This window comes from Streptomyces sp. NPDC091287, assembly GCF_044768525.1.
Classification (GTDB): Bacteria; Actinomycetota; Actinomycetes; order Streptomycetales; family Streptomycetaceae; genus Streptomyces.
Map to the genome: position 1 here is coordinate 370,539 of NZ_JBIVUV010000005.1, position 16,157 is coordinate 386,695.

Here is a 16,157-nt window from a genome sequence, read left to right on the forward strand (position 1 = left end):
TGTGGACTACGCAACACTCAAATCTCTCAGGGTCTCTGATTTCGAGAACGCGGCAGATGGTTACCGCAAGGCCGGCAGCATAGCCAGTCAGGCCAAGGACGATCTCTACAACCAGGTGATTCCTGGGATGCAGAAATCCCTCCGTGGTGAAGCGCTGAACGCTGCAGTGACGCAACTTCGCGAGCTGTCCAAGAATTTCCAGTACACCCAGGTCGAGTGTGGCTTGATCAGTGCCGCACTCAACGCATTCGCTCTGGAACTGCGGCTGGCGAAAGTCAAGCTCGAACTTGCAGTCGGCGACGCGACAGACGCCCACCTCCAGGTCCGGGAGGACGGTTCGGTCAGCTACGGGGCCTGGAGCGGGCCGGCGGGCCGTGAGAACATCCCTGGCGGCACCGTGTCGGGTGGGGCCGGGCTGGTTCAGGGGCCGGGTATCAACCCGAACCATAATGCAGCTCAAACCTACGCCAACCGCATCGCCGAGGCCGTAAGAGAGGCCACCGAGGTGGATGCGAAATGGTCGGCGAAGCTCAAGAATCTCGAAGCGGATGACGATCTTACGGTCTCCGGTCGCGACTGGATTAATACCCGACACGACGTGAGAGGCACTCTCAAGGGTGCTGAAGATTATCTGAATCTTATTCTTGAGCCACCCAAGAACGGGACTCCTGAAGAGAATGCGGCATGGTGGGGCGGACTTACTGAGGAGCAGAGGAGTGACTATGCATCTCTCAATATCGCCACGGTCGGAACACTGGACGGGCTGCCCTCGGAGGTTCGAGATGAAGGCAACAGGTATACCTTGCGGGCCACCTCTGCCAGATGGGAGATGGAGCGTGAGCGATTGATTTTGATGCGGGACCTGCTCTCCCAGGACGGGCGGTATGTGAACCGTTCCATCAAGAACAGGGTGAAAGATATGGACAAGAAGCTGGCCGGCTTGAATCAGGTCCAGCAGCATCTCGACTCCACGGGGGAGAAGGATATTCCGGAGCTGTATCTCCTCGGTATCGGCACCGAAAAGAATGGGCACGCCATAGTTTCGGTCGGAAATCCCGACGAGGCAGACAATGTGATGACGTACGTGCCTGGTATGAATACCAAACTCGAAACAGTCGGTGGTGATATCGAAAGAGCGGAGAGTCTTTACAGTCAGGCGGTTGCGCTGGGTGATCCGGAAAAGAAATATGCGTCACTGATGTGGCTGGGATACGATGCTCCTCAGAACCCTGTGGCGGTAGCCAAGGAGGGTTTGGCGAATGACGGTGCGCCGGTTCTCAACGATTTTCTGGACGGGTTGCAGGCTTCGCATCAGGGTGAACCTGCTAACGACACCCTGTTGGGGCACAGCTACGGGTCGCTGGTTTCTGGGAAGATGCTTTCCGGGGACGAGACCCCGCCCGTTGATGCCGCCATTTTCGTCGGTAGCCCGGGAGTCGGCGTGGATCATGCGGCTGACTTGAATCTTCCGCCGGAGAACGTGTGGGCAGGGAAGTCACGAAACGATGTTGTGGCGAGCCTGCCGACGCGATCCATCTATAATCCCTGGAGTTGGGGCGAGCGGCCCTTCGGGGTTGACCCCACGGACCCAGGATTTGGTGGGCAGCAGTTCGGAGTGCAAGACGGAAGCAAGTGGCCTCCGTTCGCTGCACACAGCCTCTACTGGGACGAGAACTCCGAATCCCTGAAAAATATGGCGCTGATCGTGAACGGTGAGTATCCGATGAGTGGGGCGGAACCGCAGTGAAAACTGGGCGTCTGCTCTGCCTGATCGTCAGTATTTCTTTCCTCGCGGCCGGGTGCGGCGCAGGTGACGGCGATTCGGCAGGGCGTAGTGAATCGAGTGGTTCCGCTGCTCGGAATGGAGGCACGGGAATGAACATGAATCAGGCGGAGCGAACTGCTGAGTCGCTGATTCGCGAAGCCATTCGCGGGGTGACTCCCGAGCCGACCCTTGAGTCGTTCGGGGGAGGTGTGAAGTCCTGCAAGGAACCCAGTGATGGCGGATCCGAGGAGCGTGTCACCCTGACGCGGAACTTCTGGCTGAAAGGCATTCCGCGGGATTCAGCAGAAGACGTCGTCCGCAAGGTCTACGGGAACTGGAAGGAAGCGGGTCATGTCGTTGACGCGGAGCCGGAGTACGGGCGTCGCGTGGTTGCAGCCAACCTGAGGAGCAAGCCCGACGACTTCCTCATGCAGGTAGCGATGGGGATGGGCGGCCAGCTCAGTGTCGGCGTCACCTCTCCCTGCTTCTGGGACAGCGAACCGGTGCCATCGTCCCTTGGCCACCCGGCTCCCCGGACCGATGCCGAGCTGCGGGAACGCCAGGAAGCTGTGAACGGAGTGCGAGCCGTTTCGAGCCAGATTCTGGACAGCCTTGTCGACGGGCGGCCTTCCAGCGAGGAGCCGGCCGTTCTCGTGCGTCCGCAGGACGGTTCGTGCTACGCCGATCACCAGTGGACGTACACCTGCGAGGACGCTCCGTCCGCGGAGCGTGCCTTCCACCACATGGTGCGCTCGCTGAGGGAGCGGGGGTGGGAGACGCGGGAGCCGAGCGCGGAGGAGGCGGCGCAGGCCGGAGACGCAGTGGTTGCTCTGACACCGGACGATCACGAGGCGGGGGCCGGAGTGACCCGGGCCCACGGAGACGCCGTCATCAGCGTCTCCGCCGCGTGGGAACGTGAGTGGCCGCCTCCCTATATGCGCCGGGACGTTCAGGAGGACCGCTCGGTGTAGGACCGCTCGATCACGGGCGTGGACGAGCTCCCGCATCAGGCGTAGGGCTGCTGCGGTTCGTCGACGTCCGCGCGGGCCGGGCCGCGCTTGAGGGCTGGAACCGTGAGTGGTCGATTGCCCGGGCTTGTGCTCACGGACAAGTCAAGCGGCGGCCTGCGCGTGGTCGGTTCGGCAGTCGCGGCAGCGTCCTGGCATGGGGGAGCGGAAGGCACGTTCGCAGCCGTCGCAGGTCTGGAACGGCGTGACGGTGACGCGGCGGACGGGCACGGCGAGGTCGTGGGCGCCGGGGAGCGGTGGAGGCAGCAGGACGGTGAGCCGGTGCCTGAGAAGCTTCGCGGGGTGTCGGAGCGGCTGAGGTGGGTCGTTGGTGAGGACGTGGCGGATGGTGTCGGGGCGGGCTTCGCGTTCGAGCCAGGCCGCGACTGCCGGGGCGAGTTGCTGGATGTCGTCCTTGGTGAGCGTGAACTCCGGTGAGTGGCGACGGAGGTCGGCCAGGAGCGCGGTGGCGGCACGGTGCAACTCCGGGGTGAGTTCGCATGGCTGCGGGAGGGGCCGGGGCGGCGGCTTGGGCGCGGTCGGGGGCGGGACCAGCGGGACGAAGAGCGGGGCGGCCGACTGCTGGGGCGGTGGCGCGGGAGCGCACTCGGGCGTGGTCGCGAGGGGCGGTAGGAGCTCGGGGGCGGGTGCCGGGGCCGGTTCGGGCTGAGGCGCGGCGGCCAGGACCTGTGCGGGCTGAAGCGTAGGTGCCAGCGCTGGTACGGGCTCAGGCGGGAGCGGCAGGGTCGGTACAGGCTGGGGCATGGGTGCGGGGGCCGGGGCGGGGACCGGTGACGGGTGTCGGTCCGCCGGAGGGGCCGGTGACGGGGCCTGCCAGGTGGCGGGCTGATGCGGGGCCGCCTTCCGTGGCCGTAACAGCGCTGCGGGCTGGTTGCAGAAGACCGTGCGGGTGACGATCCGGCCGTCCGGCAGGCGGATACGGGCTCGTTGCAGGTAGCCGATGTCTTCCAGCTCGCGCAGGGCGGAGGCGATGAGCTTTTCGCCCTCGGGGAAGCGGGCGGCGAGGGCCTTGACGCCGATCTCGGTGCCTTGGGGCAGTGACTGGATGCGGACGGCGAAGCCCACGGCTGCGGTGCTGAGGCCGGGGTGCTGGGCGAGGTGGTTGCCGACGACGGTGAAGCGGTCGGTGTGCGGGATGACGACGTGGATCACGCCACGGGCCGGGAGAGGTCCGGGAACTTCTGCCAGGGCGCGCGTGAGCGCAGTATTCTGCTGGGTATCCATCGGGAAGGTTGCTTCTTCCTTGGTGGCCAGGCCCTCGGTTGGGATGTGGAGTCCCGGTCGGGGGCCGACCTATGTCTGGTGTGGTCAGCGTGAGCATATGCCGGACAACCGGCACCAAATCCAGTTCAGTTGGCAAACCTCACCCATGTGGGTGACGAGCCCCCTGGGACGCGTCAGGTAGAGGCCGGGGTGGGTTGGGTGGGGTTATTTCTCTTGGTTCTTTGAGTAGTTGATGTCGCGGGTCACCGCGTCGCGGTCGGGCGCGATCCGGTGGCGGCGTTTTGCGGGGCACCGGGTCGTGCTGTGGCGCGATCCGGTGGGCGTCGGTGTCGTGCAGGGGCGAGTGCGGTTCGTCCGGACCTGGGCGGGGCGTTCCCACGGCGTGGTGAAGGCCCGCTACTGAGTGGCGTGTTGAGGGCGGAAGATTTTGCGGGCATGGCGCGCCGCCTGCCATCCCTGCCTACCGTGCCCGGTGGCGGAATCCTTGCTCACGCGGAGACTGTCCGGGGCTTGTCCGGCGTTGTCCTGGCTGTCCCGAGTGACTTCCCGGGAACGGACGCGGTTGTGAAGAGAACGGCAGGCTCGTCGGAAGTGAGGCTCGCATGAGCGTGGTTGGCGACGGTACGGAGCACGGGGACGGCGGGGCCGACGAGCCCGGCTGGGAGGTCGACCCGGACGACGAGTCGGGAGTGGCCGTGGTTACCGCCGTGGGCCGCCAGATCAAAGCCTGGCGCGAGGCGGCGGGCATGCGGGCGGGCGAGTTCGGGGCGGCGATGGGGTACGGGGAGGACCTCGTCTACAAGGTGGAGGGCGGCCGGCGTATCCCCCGCCCGGAGTTCATGGACGGCGCGGACGTGGTGCTGGGGGCAGAAGGCAAGCTCGCGGCGATGAAGGCGGACATCGCGGAGGTGCGGTACCCGAAGAAGATCCGGGACCTCGCGAGGCTGGAGGCCAGGGCGGTTGAGCTTGCCGCGTACGGCAGCCACAACCTGCACGGCCTGTTGCAGACGGAGGAGTACGCCAGGGCGCTGCTCGGTACGCGACGCCCTGTTCTGCCGCCGGACGAGCTGGAGCGCGCTCTGGCCGGACGTATGGCCAGACAGTCCATCTTCGACCGGACACCCGCCCCCGAGCTCAGTTTCGTCCAGGAGGAAGCTTCACTGCGCCGTCCCATCGGCGGCGTGGCGGTGTGGCGGCGACAGCTCGAAAACCTGCTCCGGCTGGGTGAGTTGCCCTTCGTGGATATTCAGGTGATGCCGACCTCCCGGTGGGATCACCCGGGAACGGGCGGGCGGATCCAAGTGCTGAAGTTCGCTGACGGATCGGCTGTGGGGCGGGCGGATGACGAGTTCTCGGGCAGGCCTATCTCGCATCCGAAGCAACTCCGTATCCTTGAACTGCGGTACGGCATCACTCAGGCTCGGGCTCTCACACCGGAGGAGTCCCGGGCCTTCATCGAGCAAGTGCTGGGAGAGACATGACCTACAGCCCCTCTGCCGGCGGAGCGTCTGAGCTGCGTTGGTTCAAGAGCAGCTACAGCGACAGCAGCAACCCGAACGACTGCGTCCAGGTCGCGACCGCTCTGGACACCGTGCATGTGCGCGACTCCAAGGACGTGGAGGGCCCGCGTCTCGCTGTCACCCCTGCCGCGTGGGCGGGCTTCGTCTCGTACGCCGCCGCTGGGCGCTGACCTCGTACGCACTCACGCCCCCGCCCTGGGCCGAAGCCGGACGGGGGCGCGCTGCTGCCACCCTCAGAAGAACCCGTCCTGGACCCCGTCCTCAGGCTTTGGCTCCACCTTCGGCTTGGGTTTCCGCTTCGGAGCGGCCTTCTTTTTGGCCCCGGGGGTGTGCAGCCCGGCCGCTTGCTCTTCCTTGTAGCGGGCGTGGTTGAGCTCCAAGAGGCGATCCAGGATTTCGGTTTGGGCGGTGGGCGCGATGGTGAAGCGGGGGCCCTGAGCGGTTTTCTGGAACCCGTGCAGCAGGTCCAGGTTCTTCCAGCCATGAGCCTCAACCACAGCTTCGTCCACCTCGATGCGAGCGGAGCGCACGGCCGTGATCTCCGCTGCCTGCTCGGCTTCCGTGTGGACCATGTTGTAGAGCTTGGTGAGGCCGACAGCGTGCGCGCTCATAGCCTCTCGGTGGGCCGCTTCCAGAGCATCGCCCGCAGCGGTCAGGCGTTCGGTCTCGTCAGGTCGCGGGAACGTCTCAAACACGTCCGAGGGCGCGTAGCGGAGATCGCCGCGCATGTCTCCGGAGTAGCGCAGCGCCCACCAGTAGTGCAGAGAACTCGACAATGCGGCGAGCTCGGCCGAGCTCGCGGTAGGGAACGTGATGACCTGCTCACTTGTCACCTGGCCGGTGGGGATCCGGACGGGAATCACTGTTTTGCTTACTCGCGCGAGCACCAGAACGCGCTCAAGGTCGACGATTGCTTTAAGCATCGCTGGACGCTTCTCTGCGTATTGCCACCAGTAGTCGCTGTACACCTTGCGGTTGTTTCTGAGCCGTACGGGCTTGACGGCCCGCTCCACGATCGCGAACACGTCCTCGTACTTAGCCGCCCTCTCCTGCGACCACCCGTGAAAGTTGATCACCCACCGGCTTGCCGAGCAGTCCGGCCGTGAGTTCAGGTCCTCCCCGTTGAGATACGGGAAAACGACCTCCGCGTTGCGCGGGTCCTTCTCGATCAGTTCCCGGGCCTCGTCCGTAGACAGGATGAAACCGGTGCCCAGCACGTACGACCCGATGAACGACTGCCCCGCATTAGCCGCCAGCCGGTACGGGTTCCCGCTCACCCGCGACCGCGCGCCCAGCCCTGGCGTGATCCCCCGAACGTCGTTACCGTCCAGCACAGGTTGCTCACCGTCCCCCACGCGCCCGCCCAGCCAGAGCAGCGAGACGACCACGGCCGCAGTGCCGGGCCACGGCTTGGACGGGATGGCCCGGTAGACCTGCCACCCGCCCTCCACCGCCTGGTCGAGCCCGACCTCCCGCGTGTCCCCCTGAGCGATCGTGTTCGTCGCGATGATCCCCGTACGCCTCCCCGGCGCGAGCGCCAGGTTCCGCAACAGGAAGTACGCGCACAGGTCCGCGCTGCCCCGCTTCCCACCGCCGATCCGGTTGACCAGGTACTCGCGGTAGTCCGTGCCCAGGGCGCCCGTCAGCTTCTGGCCCCCGATGAACGGCGGGTTCCCGATCACCGCGTCGAACCCCGAAGCGCCCCCCACCCCCATGATCTCCGGGAACTCCAGCGGCCAGTGCAACGGCCGTACAGCGGCGGCCCGCTCGCCCGTCAGCCAGCGGTCAACCACCCCCCGTGCCTGCTCACCCGCGTACGACCAGCCACCCTCCTGGCCACCCTCCGTGCCGCTGTCCTCCAGCGCCGAAGCGACCAGCCCCACCACCGACTCCAGCCTGTCGCTGTAGGCCCGCTCCTTCGCGGTCTCCTTCGCGTCCCGGAACTGGGCGGCACCTCGCTTGCCGCCCTGCCTCTCCTCGCCCGTACGGTCGGATGCCTCCTCGTCGGAGATGCCCTCCGCCGCCAGGGCCGCACCGACCACCGCGTCGGCGGCCAGCCGCAGCCGGTCCGTCAGGGACTCCGCCTCGCGCAGCTTCGCCGTCTTCGCGTCGATGCTCCGGATGTCGTGGACGGGGGTCGCCTCGATCTCGCGGCGCAGCTCCGCCGCCTTCGAGAGAAGCGTCTCCGTCACATCCAGCGCCCGTGAAGCCTCCGGGCTCAACTGCCGTGCGCCCGAATCCAGATGGAACGACTTGATCTGCTCCACGTCGATGACGCCGACCAGCGAGTCCCCGAACCGCAACGCGTGGTCCAGGAAGGAGAACGGCCGACCCTTCGCCAGCGTCACCAGCCACAGCGACAGCTTCGCCAGCTCCACCGCCATGGGGTCCCGGTCCACGCCGAACAGGCACCGGTCGGCGACCAGTCGGCGTGCCACCCGCAGCAGCTCGTCGCGGTCGTCCTCGCCCACGTCCTTGCGGATCTCGTCCGGCAGGCCGTCCCGGAGCCAGGCGTCCACCACCCGGTCCGAGAGGTACCGGCAGGCGGAGACCAGGAACGCGCCCGAGCCCATCGCCGGGTCCAGCACCCGCAGCTTCAGCAGTTCCTCGGCCGGCTTCGCCTTCCAGGTGCCGGCCGCCGCGCCGTCCGCCGGGCCGGGGGAGTAACAGAGGGGGGCCAGCGTGTGCTCGACGACCTCTTCCGCGAGCTTCTTCGGGGTGTAGTGGGTGCCCGTGTTGCGGCGGTTGCCCGAGCGGACCATCACCATGGAGCCGGCCGGGAACACCCGAGGCTCGCCCCGCAGGTCGTCGTCGACCAGGCCCGCGAAGGGGGCGATCCGCGCCGCCAGCTCGTCGTCGTTGCCCGACGAGGCGTGCAGCTCGGCGGTGACCGCGCCTGCCGCGTCCAGCGCCTTGCGGATCTGGGCGACCGAGGTGACGCCGGTCGCCTCCTTGAGCTCGCGCTCGATCGAACCTGCCGCCTGCCATGTCTCCAGTTCCGCCAGCGGCAGCACCGCCTCGTACTGGCCGTCGCGGCCGAGAGCGATCCCCAGGTACGGCTCGTCGGCGCGCTCGCAGCCGTACTCCAGCAGGCCCTCGTAGACATGGCCGATCTGCTCGACGTCCAGGCCCTTGTACGACATGGCCTCGCGTCCCTTGCCCTTGCGGCGCAGGACGAGGAGGGCGTCGAGGATCTCGAACACCACGCGGTCGGTGACCTTGGCTCCCGCGAGCCAGGGGTACCGGGCCGGGTCGAAGAGGGAGCCGCCGTACGCGGGAATCCACAGCTCGTCGTGGGTCGAGCCACCGTGGATCGCGGCGAACACGGCGAGGAGCCGGGGCCAGGCGGAGGCGCGGCGGTCGCCCAGTTCGCCGCCGTGCAGGGAGCGTTCGGCGTCGAGCGCGTCGTGGAGCGGGGCTACGGCGTACGACTCGGCGTACAGGCGGTCGTCGGAGGGGAGAAGGCGCTGCTCCTCGGCGTAGAGGAGGAAGACGAGCCGCATCATGACGGTCAGGGCACTGTCGTACAGCGGCTTGCCGTCGACCCGGGCGAGCAGTTCGCCGTCCGACTCTCGGTCGAGGCGTGACAGCTCGGCGACCAGTAGGGCGACCGCCGCGCGGACCTGCTTGCCGAGGGTGTCGGTGACCTCCGCCTGCTGGTCGGCGGTACGGGCGAACAGCGCGGTGAGAGAGGAGGTGTGCGCCCCCGCGGGGTCCAGGGCGGGGAGGACGGCGCGGCGGGCGTGCAGCAGGCTCGCGAAGGCGCGCAGCAGCAGCGGCTCCTCCAGCCACAGATCGGCGTCGAAGACGGCGACGGTGGAGGCCTCCTTCGGGCGGGAGTGGACCAGGGCCCACTCCCGGCCGTTGGTCAGCAGGGCCAGTGGTACCTCGCGCCAGCGGGCCAGGTCGGCGGCCCGGTCCACCGGCGACGGGGTGTCGGCCGTCGCCCGGGTCAGGGAGTCGCCCCACCCGGGCGTCCGGAAGAAGAGGACGCGCGAGGACTGGCCGTGCGGGCCGGGGCCCACCAGCACAGCGTCCGGGGTGTTCGCCCCGGCCCGTACCGACTCGGGGACCGCGGCCCCTTCGCGCAGTCCGGGGGTCCAGCCCAGCAGCTCGTCGAGGATCAGCCTCTCCCAGCCGTGGCGCAGGAGCGCCGGGTCCTCCTGGACCTCCTCCCAGGCCTGGCGCAGGCGCTGCCGGGTCTCCGTGGGGACGGTGTCCAGCCCTTGGGGGAAGGCCTCGGTGAGGACCGGCAGGGCGATGAACGGGCCGTCCGGGCGGAGCAGCCGCAGCCACTCCGCGTGCTGCTCGGCGGGGGTCGGGATGTGCCCCGGGACGGGTGCGCGGCGGGCGGCGGGGGGCATCAGCGACGGTCTCCACGGGCGAGGGCGGACGGGACGAGGAACGTGACGGCGACGGGGAACCAGCGGGGCGTCGGATCGGCCCAGCGGGCGCGCAGCGCCTCGGACTCGGACTCGATCAGGGCGGGGATCGTGTCCAGACGCTCGCGCAGGGCCTCACGGTCCGCGCGCAGCTGGCGCCGCTCGTCGTCGACGTCGAAGAGGGAGCCCTGCTCCCAGTATCCGTGGTCGTCGAGGCGGTCCCGGATACTGCGCTCCAGCTCGGCGAGGACCTTGCGTACGCCTTGGACCTCCTCCTCGCAGCGAGTGGCCAGGAGCTTCTCCACGGATCGGAAGCGGGTGTGCGCCCGGTTGCGCAGGGCGCGGGATAGTCGGTCCTCCAGCTGGGGCCAGAGCGCGGTGAGGCGGTCCGTGACCTCCGCGGCCGGCAGCTCCTCGCCCGCCGCCGCGAGCCAGGCGTCCAGCTCCTCCTGACGGGCGGTGTCCAGCTTCCCGCCGGCCAGCGCGCCGCCGGCGGTGATGATCTCCTCATGGAGTCGGGCGCCGCCGCGGCCCGAGATCACGACACGGCCGTGGGCGATGACCGCGGGTGTACGCAGCAGGTCGCCGGGGACCACCCGCGCGGTGACCCGGGACAGCTTCGCCTCCCTGCCGCCCGACCACAGCTCGGCGCGCAGCAGCCGCAGGCACATCTGGACGAGCCGGTGCCCCAGGTGCATCAGGACCACATCGGTGCGCCGCCGGGCGTCGCGCTCGTCGAACACCACCGGTCGCTCCCGACCGGTGAGAGGGTGGCGCAGGCCGTCGTTGCGGGCGTGGGCCCAGGCGCCGGGAAGCTCGGGGAGGCGAAAGCAGCGGGCCGGGGAGTCGCCGCCCGCCGGGTCGGCGGTCTCGGTCAGGTCCTTGCGGTGGGCGAGCTGGAGCCCGGTCCGGACGACCCGCTCGACGGTCTCCGGCGTGAGGTGGAGGGTGTCGCGGCTCCCCGCGAGCTCGGCGACCAGCTTCTCCAGCTCCCGGGCGAGATCCCGGTCGACCTTGAGGACGGCCTGCCCCGACCGCTTGCTGATCTCGGCGTCGGCGGCGGTCCAGTCGGAACGGCGGCCGAGCATCTTCTGTTCGACCTGTGCCGCGATGACCTCGCCGGCGCTGCCCAGGTCCTCACGGATGCGCTCCGTCTTGCGGGCGGCCACGGCGAGGAAGTGGAGCTCGTCCTCCAGCGTGCCGTCCTCGTGCCGGGAGTCCGGGTCGTCGTCGGCCGCCGTGAAGCCCTGCCAGCCCTCGGGAACGAAGTGGAAGACATCCACCTGATCCGCTCGCTGGCCGTGCCGGTCGATACGGCCGTTGCGCTGCTCCAGCCGGTTCGGGTTCCACGGGATCTCCCAGTGCAGGAGACGGTGGCAGTGCGCCTGGAGGTTGATGCCCTCGCTCGCGGCGTCGGTGGCGAGCAGGATGCGGACGGGGGCCAGGGACGGGTCCTCCTGGAAGACCGTCTTGATGTGCTCGCGCTCCTCCGGCTGCTGGCCCCCGTACAGCTGGGCGATGCGGTCCGGCGGGTAGCCGGCGGCGATGAGCCGGTCGTGGAGCCAGCGCTGGGTGTCGCGGTACTCGGTGAAGACGATCACGCGGTCGGGCTCCCAGTCCCCGGCCGGACCGTTCTTGCACACGATGCCGTCGAGCCAGTCGCGCAGGGCGGCGAACTTCGCGTCGGGCCGCTTGGTGGCCGTACGCGCCCAGACGGAGAGCTCCTTGAGCTGGCTGTGCTCGTCCGCGGTGAGCGAGCGCGATGCCTGGCGCACCGCGTTCAGCGCCCGCTCCGCAGCCTCCGCATGCTTCTCATCGCTCTCCGCGGTCTCTTCCACCCGCTCGATCAGAGGTCGCAGCACCTTCTCACTGGGGGCCTGCTCCGTGGCGGGCCCCTTCGTCATCGTCGCGATATGGACGTCGATCGTTTCCGCGAAGGCCTTGGGAGAGGACAGGAACCGCTTCTTGAGCAGGGTGGTGACGAAGTCCGACGCGGAGCGGGCGGCACGGGTGCCGCCGCCCGCCTCACGGCGGGAGCGGGCGTACGCGGACAGCTTCCGGTACGCGGCGCGGGCGTCGTCCGCGTAGCGCACCTCCAGGGCGTGCGGTACCCGCTCGGGGAAGCGCGCCTTGCCGTCCCAGGTCTTCGGCAGCTCGGACTTGAGGCGTCGCACCATGACGCGGCGCAGCTGTTCGTCCGAGGGTTTCACTCCCCGGGCGAACCGGTGGTCGTCCAGCAGCTCCAGAAGGGCGGTGAAGGAGTTCAGGAAGCCGTTGTGCGGGGTGGCGGAGAGGAAGAGGCGGTGCTCGCAGTGCGGTGCGAGGGTGCGGATCGCCTTCGTCCGCTGGGAGTCGACGCCGTACTCGCCCGTCCCGGACGGTGCACAGGTGTGGACCTCGTCGACCACCAGCAGGTCGAAGGCGCGGGGGTACTCGGGGATCTGCGGCAGGACCTCGCGCAGCATGCGCATCGGCCGCTCCCGCTTCAGCCAGTCGACCGAGACGATCAGCCGCGGGTAGTGCGTCCACGGATTGGTGTGCAGCCCCCGCGAGCGGCGCAGCTCCTTGAGCATCGCCGTGTTCAGGATCCTGAAGTCCAGGCCGAACTTGTCCCGCATCTCGTCCTGCCACTGGAGCGTGAGCCCGGCCGGGCAGACGATCAGCATCGTCCGGGCCCGGTGGCGGAGCATGAGCTCCTGCATGACCAGGCCCGCCTCGATGGTCTTGCCGAGACCGACGTCGTCGGCGATGAGCAGGTTCGTCCGGGGCATGGAAAGAGCGCGGACGACCGGAGCGAGCTGGTAGTCCTGGATCTCCGCGCCGGAGCGGAAGGGCGCCTGGAGTGACGTCTTGTCGGCGGAGGCGATGGCACCCCACCGGACCGCGTCCAGGAAGGCGTCCAGCCGCTCGGGGGCGTCGATGCCGTCGGTGGGTGAGGGCAGCGCGTACTGCTGGTGGACGAGAGTGCCCTGCTCCAGCTCCCACACCACCCGTAGCTCCTCGTCGCGGGCGTCGTCCTCGACCGATACCAGGGTCACCAGATGAGGGGCGGACGCCGCGGCCGCGCGTGCCGGGTTCTCGGCGGACACTGCGGATCGCGTGACCTCCGTGACGACCCAGGGGCGGTTGCGTACGGTGACCAGCTGGCCGTGCACCGGAACCCCGGTGACCTCGTCCGTTTCGCTCTCGGTCCGGTCGGTTCCCACGGCCATGTCCGTCATCGATCCCGCTCCCCGCTCTTGCCCCTAATACCCCTGCGAGAAGCTTAGGTGGGTGGCAGGTGGCGCAGAACCTGCCTGCGGATGCTCAGGAACAGTTGGACGCGTGTGCTGCCCGGGCCCGGGCTCTTCGGACGTACCACGGTCAGGCCGCGGGCTCCCGCACCAGGAACACGTCGACGGGGTCCTCCCGCTCCAGGGCGAACCCGTGCCGCTCGTAGAGCCGCCGGGCGGCGCTTCCCCGCAGCACGTTCAGGCGTACGGGGACCCGCTCAGCGTCCGCGCGGTCCAGCAGCGTGCGCAGGACGGCCGAGCCGATGCCGTGTCCCTGGCGGGCGGGGGAGAGGTAGAAGTGCTCCAGCCACCGGTCGTCCGCGGTCGGCCGCAGCGCCACGCACCCCGCGAAGGCGCCGGCGGCCTCGACGATCGAGGTGTGCTCGGGGGAGTAGGAGTCCCGCAGCCGTTTGCGCACCCGGTCTTCGTCGTAGCGGCCGAGCCGCTCCAGGTCCGGGCGCATGACGACGGCCCGCAGCTCGGCGATGGCCTCGACGTCCTCGGGCAGGGCCGGGCGCAGGGTCCAGTCGTGTGGCGTGCTCGTCGGCATGGCGGGATTCTGTCAGGGGCCCGTACGGGGCGTCCCGGCAGGTCCGTGAGGGTCCCGGAGCCGCCGGATGCGCGCCCGCGTTTGAGTACTCGCTCGCTCGGGGTAGGATTCCCGACTCGATTGGCCAGGCCCGCGCCCCGTATGGCACACTGACCAGGTTGCTCGGTTGAGTGTCAATGCTGCGCGCCTCCCGCCGGGAGGACCGGAAGCGAGTCCCACAGTACTCGTCGACCCTGTAGGGGTCGGACGTACGGGAATCTTTCGGGAAGTAATGCAGGGCGCCGGCCAGGCACCCGGTGGGTGTTCCGCCCCCGGTTCCGCGGTCTCAGGGTCCGCACCCCCTTGGTTGGGATTTCCTTCGGGAGATTTTCGTAGAGGGGATGCGACACGCCCGACCGCGTGGGTCGGAGGAGGAGTCCAGAGAACCCCCGGGTTCCAGAGCGTTACGAGAGACAGGACTACTAGTAGCCATGGCGGGACAGAAGATCCGCATCCGGCTCAAGGCCTACGACCACGAGGTCATCGACTCCTCGGCGAAGAAGATCGTCGAGACGGTGACCCGCACTGGTGCGTCGGTCGCGGGCCCGGTGCCGCTGCCCACTGAGAAGAACGTGTACTGCGTCATCAAGTCGCCGCACAAGTACAAGGACTCTCGCGAGCACTTCGAGATGCGCACCCACAAGCGCCTCATCGACATTCTCGACCCCACGCCGAAGACGGTTGACTCGCTGATGCGCCTCGACCTGCCGGCGGGCGTCGACATCGAGATCAAGCTCTGAGGGGACGGGCCGAGATGAGCAAGAACATCAAGGGCGTCCTGGGCGAGAAGCTCGGCATGACCCAGGTCTGGGACGAGAACAACCGGGTTGTCCCGGTGACCGTCGTCAAGGCCGGGCCGTGCGTCGTGACGCAGGTTCGCACCAACGACAGCGACGGCTACGAAGCGGTCCAGATCGCCTTCGGCGAGATCGACCCGCGCAAGGTGAACAAGCCCCTCAAGGGTCACTTCGCCAAGGCCGACGTCACCCCGCGCCGCCACCTGGTGGAGCTCCGCACCCCTGACGCCAGCGAGTACACGCTGGGCCAGGAGGTCACTGCCGAGGTGTTCGAGTCCGGCGTCAAGGTCGACGTCACGGGCAAGAGCAAGGGCAAGGGCTTCGCCGGTGTCATGAAGCGTCACAACTTCAAGGGCCTCGGCGCCGGGCACGGCACCCAGCGCAAGCACCGTTCCCCCGGTTCCATCGGTGGCTGCGCCACCCCTGGGCGTGTCTTCAAGGGCATGCGCATGGCGGGCCGTATGGGTAACGAGCGCGTCACCACCCAGAACCTGACCATCCACGCGGTTGACGCGGAGAAGGGTCTGCTCCTCATCAAGGGCGCGGTCCCCGGTCCGAACGGCGGCCTCGTCCTGGTCCGTACCGCGGCCAAGGGGGCTTGAGGTAATGAGCACCATTGACATCCTTTCGCCGGCAGGCGACAAGGCCGGTACCGTCGACCTCCCCGCGGAGATCTTCGACGCCAAGACCAGCGTTCCGCTGATCCACCAGGTCGTTGTCGCTCAGCTGGCGGCTGCCCGTCAGGGCACGCACAAGACCAAGCGCCGCGGCGAAGTCCGCGGTGGTGGCAAGAAGCCTTACCGCCAGAAGGGCACCGGCCGCGCCCGTCAGGGTTCGACCCGCGCCCCGCAGTTCGCCGGTGGTGGCGTCGTCCACGGCCCGCAGCCGCGTGACTACTCGCAGCGGACCCCGAAGAAGATGAAGGCCGCCGCCCTGCGCGGTGCCCTCTCGGACCGGGCCCGTCACTCCCGTATCCACGTCGTCACCGGCGTGGTCGAGGGTGCCGCCTCCACGAAGGCCGCCAAGACGCTGCTCGGCAAGATCTCGGAGCGCCAGAACCTGCTCCTGGTCGTCGACCGCGCCGACGAGGCCGCGTGGCTGTCCGCGCGCAACCTGCCCCAGGTGCACATCCTGGAGCCGGGCCAGCTCAACACGTACGACGTGATCGTCTCTGACGACGTGGTCTTCACCCAGGCCGCTTTCGAGTCCTTCGTGTCTGGCCCCCAGACCGCTGAGACCGAAGGGAGCGACGCCTGATGAGCGAGGCGACCGTTACCAGCAAGACGTACTCGGACCCGCGTGACGTTCTCGTCAAGCCCGTGGTCTCCGAGAAGAGCTACGCGCTGCTCGACGAGAACAAGTACACCTTCATCGTCGCGCCGGGCTCCAACAAGACCCAGATCAAGCAGGCCGTGGAAGCGGTCTTCTCGGTCAAGGTCACCGGGGTCAACACGATCAACCGGCAGGGTAAGCGCAAGCGCACCAAGACCGGCTTCGGCAAGCGCTCCGACACGAAGCGCGCCATCGTGACCCTCGCCGAGGGCGACCGTATCGACATCTTCGGCGGCCCGACCTCCTGA

General features: G+C 68.5%; 12 protein-coding genes. 8 read left to right on the forward strand and 4 right to left on the reverse strand.

Translation table 11 applies throughout. The annotated features are described in order from the left end of the window. The first annotated feature begins 1 nt into the window (after position 1). Together ACIQRW_RS10655 and ACIQRW_RS10660 are read left to right on the forward strand one after the other, a co-directional pair. Positions 2-1,747 (forward strand): alpha/beta hydrolase, encoded by a 1,746-nt coding sequence (locus ACIQRW_RS10655; protein WP_403757239.1) that lies wholly within the window; start codon positions 2-4, stop codon positions 1,745-1,747. Positions 1,748-1,875: 128 nt separating this feature from the next. After that, positions 1,876-2,736 (forward strand): hypothetical protein, encoded by an 861-nt coding sequence (locus ACIQRW_RS10660; protein WP_403757242.1) that lies wholly within the window; start codon positions 1,876-1,878, stop codon positions 2,734-2,736. Positions 2,737-2,877: 141 nt separating this feature from the next. On the opposite strand, the gene ACIQRW_RS10665 is transcribed toward ACIQRW_RS10660, so the two are convergent. Continuing rightward, positions 2,878-4,017: a hypothetical protein gene (locus ACIQRW_RS10665; RefSeq protein ID WP_403757245.1), complete on the reverse strand. Its 1,140-nt coding sequence runs from the start codon at positions 4,015-4,017 to the stop codon at positions 2,878-2,880. 602 nt (positions 4,018-4,619) lie between these two features. Here ACIQRW_RS10665 and ACIQRW_RS10670 point away from each other — a divergent pair. Next, the gene (locus ACIQRW_RS10670; RefSeq protein WP_403757248.1) at positions 4,620-5,498 is read left to right on the forward strand and encodes a helix-turn-helix domain-containing protein; all 879 of its coding nucleotides are present in this window, start codon (positions 4,620-4,622) and stop codon (positions 5,496-5,498) included. Next, positions 5,495-5,707: a DUF397 domain-containing protein gene (locus ACIQRW_RS10675; protein WP_403757251.1), complete on the forward strand. Its 213-nt coding sequence runs from the start codon at positions 5,495-5,497 to the stop codon at positions 5,705-5,707. Before ACIQRW_RS10670 ends, ACIQRW_RS10675 begins: the two co-directional genes overlap by 4 nt. A gap of 63 nt (positions 5,708-5,770) precedes the next feature. Here ACIQRW_RS10675 and ACIQRW_RS10680 read toward each other — a convergent pair whose 3' ends face one another. The 3 genes from ACIQRW_RS10680 to ACIQRW_RS10690 form a co-directional block, all read right to left on the reverse strand. Then, on the reverse strand, positions 5,771-9,901 hold the full coding sequence (locus tag ACIQRW_RS10680; protein ID WP_403757254.1) for an Eco57I restriction-modification methylase domain-containing protein: 4,131 nt from the start codon (positions 9,899-9,901) through the stop codon (positions 5,771-5,773). Continuing rightward, positions 9,901-13,140: a DISARM system SNF2-like helicase DrmD gene (gene drmD, locus ACIQRW_RS10685; RefSeq protein WP_403757257.1), complete on the reverse strand. Its 3,240-nt coding sequence runs from the start codon at positions 13,138-13,140 to the stop codon at positions 9,901-9,903. The genes ACIQRW_RS10680 and drmD overlap by 1 nt, the downstream gene beginning before the upstream one ends. 142 nt (positions 13,141-13,282) lie before the next feature. Continuing rightward, the gene (locus ACIQRW_RS10690; RefSeq protein WP_403757260.1) at positions 13,283-13,741 is read right to left on the reverse strand and encodes a GNAT family N-acetyltransferase; all 459 of its coding nucleotides are present in this window, start codon (positions 13,739-13,741) and stop codon (positions 13,283-13,285) included. A gap of 470 nt (positions 13,742-14,211) precedes the next feature. Between ACIQRW_RS10690 and rpsJ the strand changes: the two genes are divergently transcribed. Genes rpsJ through rplW form a run of 4 tightly spaced genes read left to right on the forward strand, consistent with a single transcriptional unit; the run spans position 14,212 to position 16,157 of the window. Continuing rightward, on the forward strand, positions 14,212-14,520 hold the full coding sequence (gene rpsJ / locus ACIQRW_RS10695) for a 30S ribosomal protein S10 (RefSeq protein ID WP_003948644.1): 309 nt from the start codon (positions 14,212-14,214) through the stop codon (positions 14,518-14,520). Positions 14,521-14,534: 14 nt separating this feature from the next. Then, positions 14,535-15,179: a 50S ribosomal protein L3 gene (gene rplC, locus ACIQRW_RS10700; RefSeq protein ID WP_003966960.1), complete on the forward strand. Its 645-nt coding sequence runs from the start codon at positions 14,535-14,537 to the stop codon at positions 15,177-15,179. Positions 15,180-15,183: 4 nt separating this feature from the next. Beyond that, on the forward strand, positions 15,184-15,834 hold the full coding sequence (rplD, locus tag ACIQRW_RS10705; RefSeq protein WP_003966959.1) for a 50S ribosomal protein L4: 651 nt from the start codon (positions 15,184-15,186) through the stop codon (positions 15,832-15,834). Next, the gene (gene rplW / locus ACIQRW_RS10710; protein WP_007446738.1) at positions 15,834-16,157 is read left to right on the forward strand and encodes a 50S ribosomal protein L23; all 324 of its coding nucleotides are present in this window, start codon (positions 15,834-15,836) and stop codon (positions 16,155-16,157) included. The genes rplD and rplW overlap by 1 nt, the downstream gene beginning before the upstream one ends.

Coding starts and splice junctions, on each gene's coding strand:
- ACIQRW_RS10660 (WP_403757242.1), top strand. CDS start 1,876: ATGAACATGAATCAGGCGGAGCGAACTGCTGAGTCGCTGATTCGCGAA.
- ACIQRW_RS10665 (WP_403757245.1), bottom strand. CDS start 4,017: ATGGATACCCAGCAGAATACTGCGCTCACGCGCGCCCTGGCAGAAGTT.
- ACIQRW_RS10670 (WP_403757248.1), top strand. CDS start 4,620: ATGAGCGTGGTTGGCGACGGTACGGAGCACGGGGACGGCGGGGCCGAC.
- ACIQRW_RS10675 (WP_403757251.1), top strand. CDS start 5,495: ATGACCTACAGCCCCTCTGCCGGCGGAGCGTCTGAGCTGCGTTGGTTC.
- ACIQRW_RS10680 (WP_403757254.1), bottom strand. CDS start 9,901: ATGCCCCCCGCCGCCCGCCGCGCACCCGTCCCGGGGCACATCCCGACC.
- drmD (WP_403757257.1), bottom strand. CDS start 13,140: ATGACGGACATGGCCGTGGGAACCGACCGGACCGAGAGCGAAACGGAC.
- ACIQRW_RS10690 (WP_403757260.1), bottom strand. CDS start 13,741: ATGCCGACGAGCACGCCACACGACTGGACCCTGCGCCCGGCCCTGCCC.
- rpsJ (WP_003948644.1), top strand. CDS start 14,212: ATGGCGGGACAGAAGATCCGCATCCGGCTCAAGGCCTACGACCACGAG.
- rplC (WP_003966960.1), top strand. CDS start 14,535: ATGAGCAAGAACATCAAGGGCGTCCTGGGCGAGAAGCTCGGCATGACC.
- rplD (WP_003966959.1), top strand. CDS start 15,184: ATGAGCACCATTGACATCCTTTCGCCGGCAGGCGACAAGGCCGGTACC.
- rplW (WP_007446738.1), top strand. CDS start 15,834: ATGAGCGAGGCGACCGTTACCAGCAAGACGTACTCGGACCCGCGTGAC.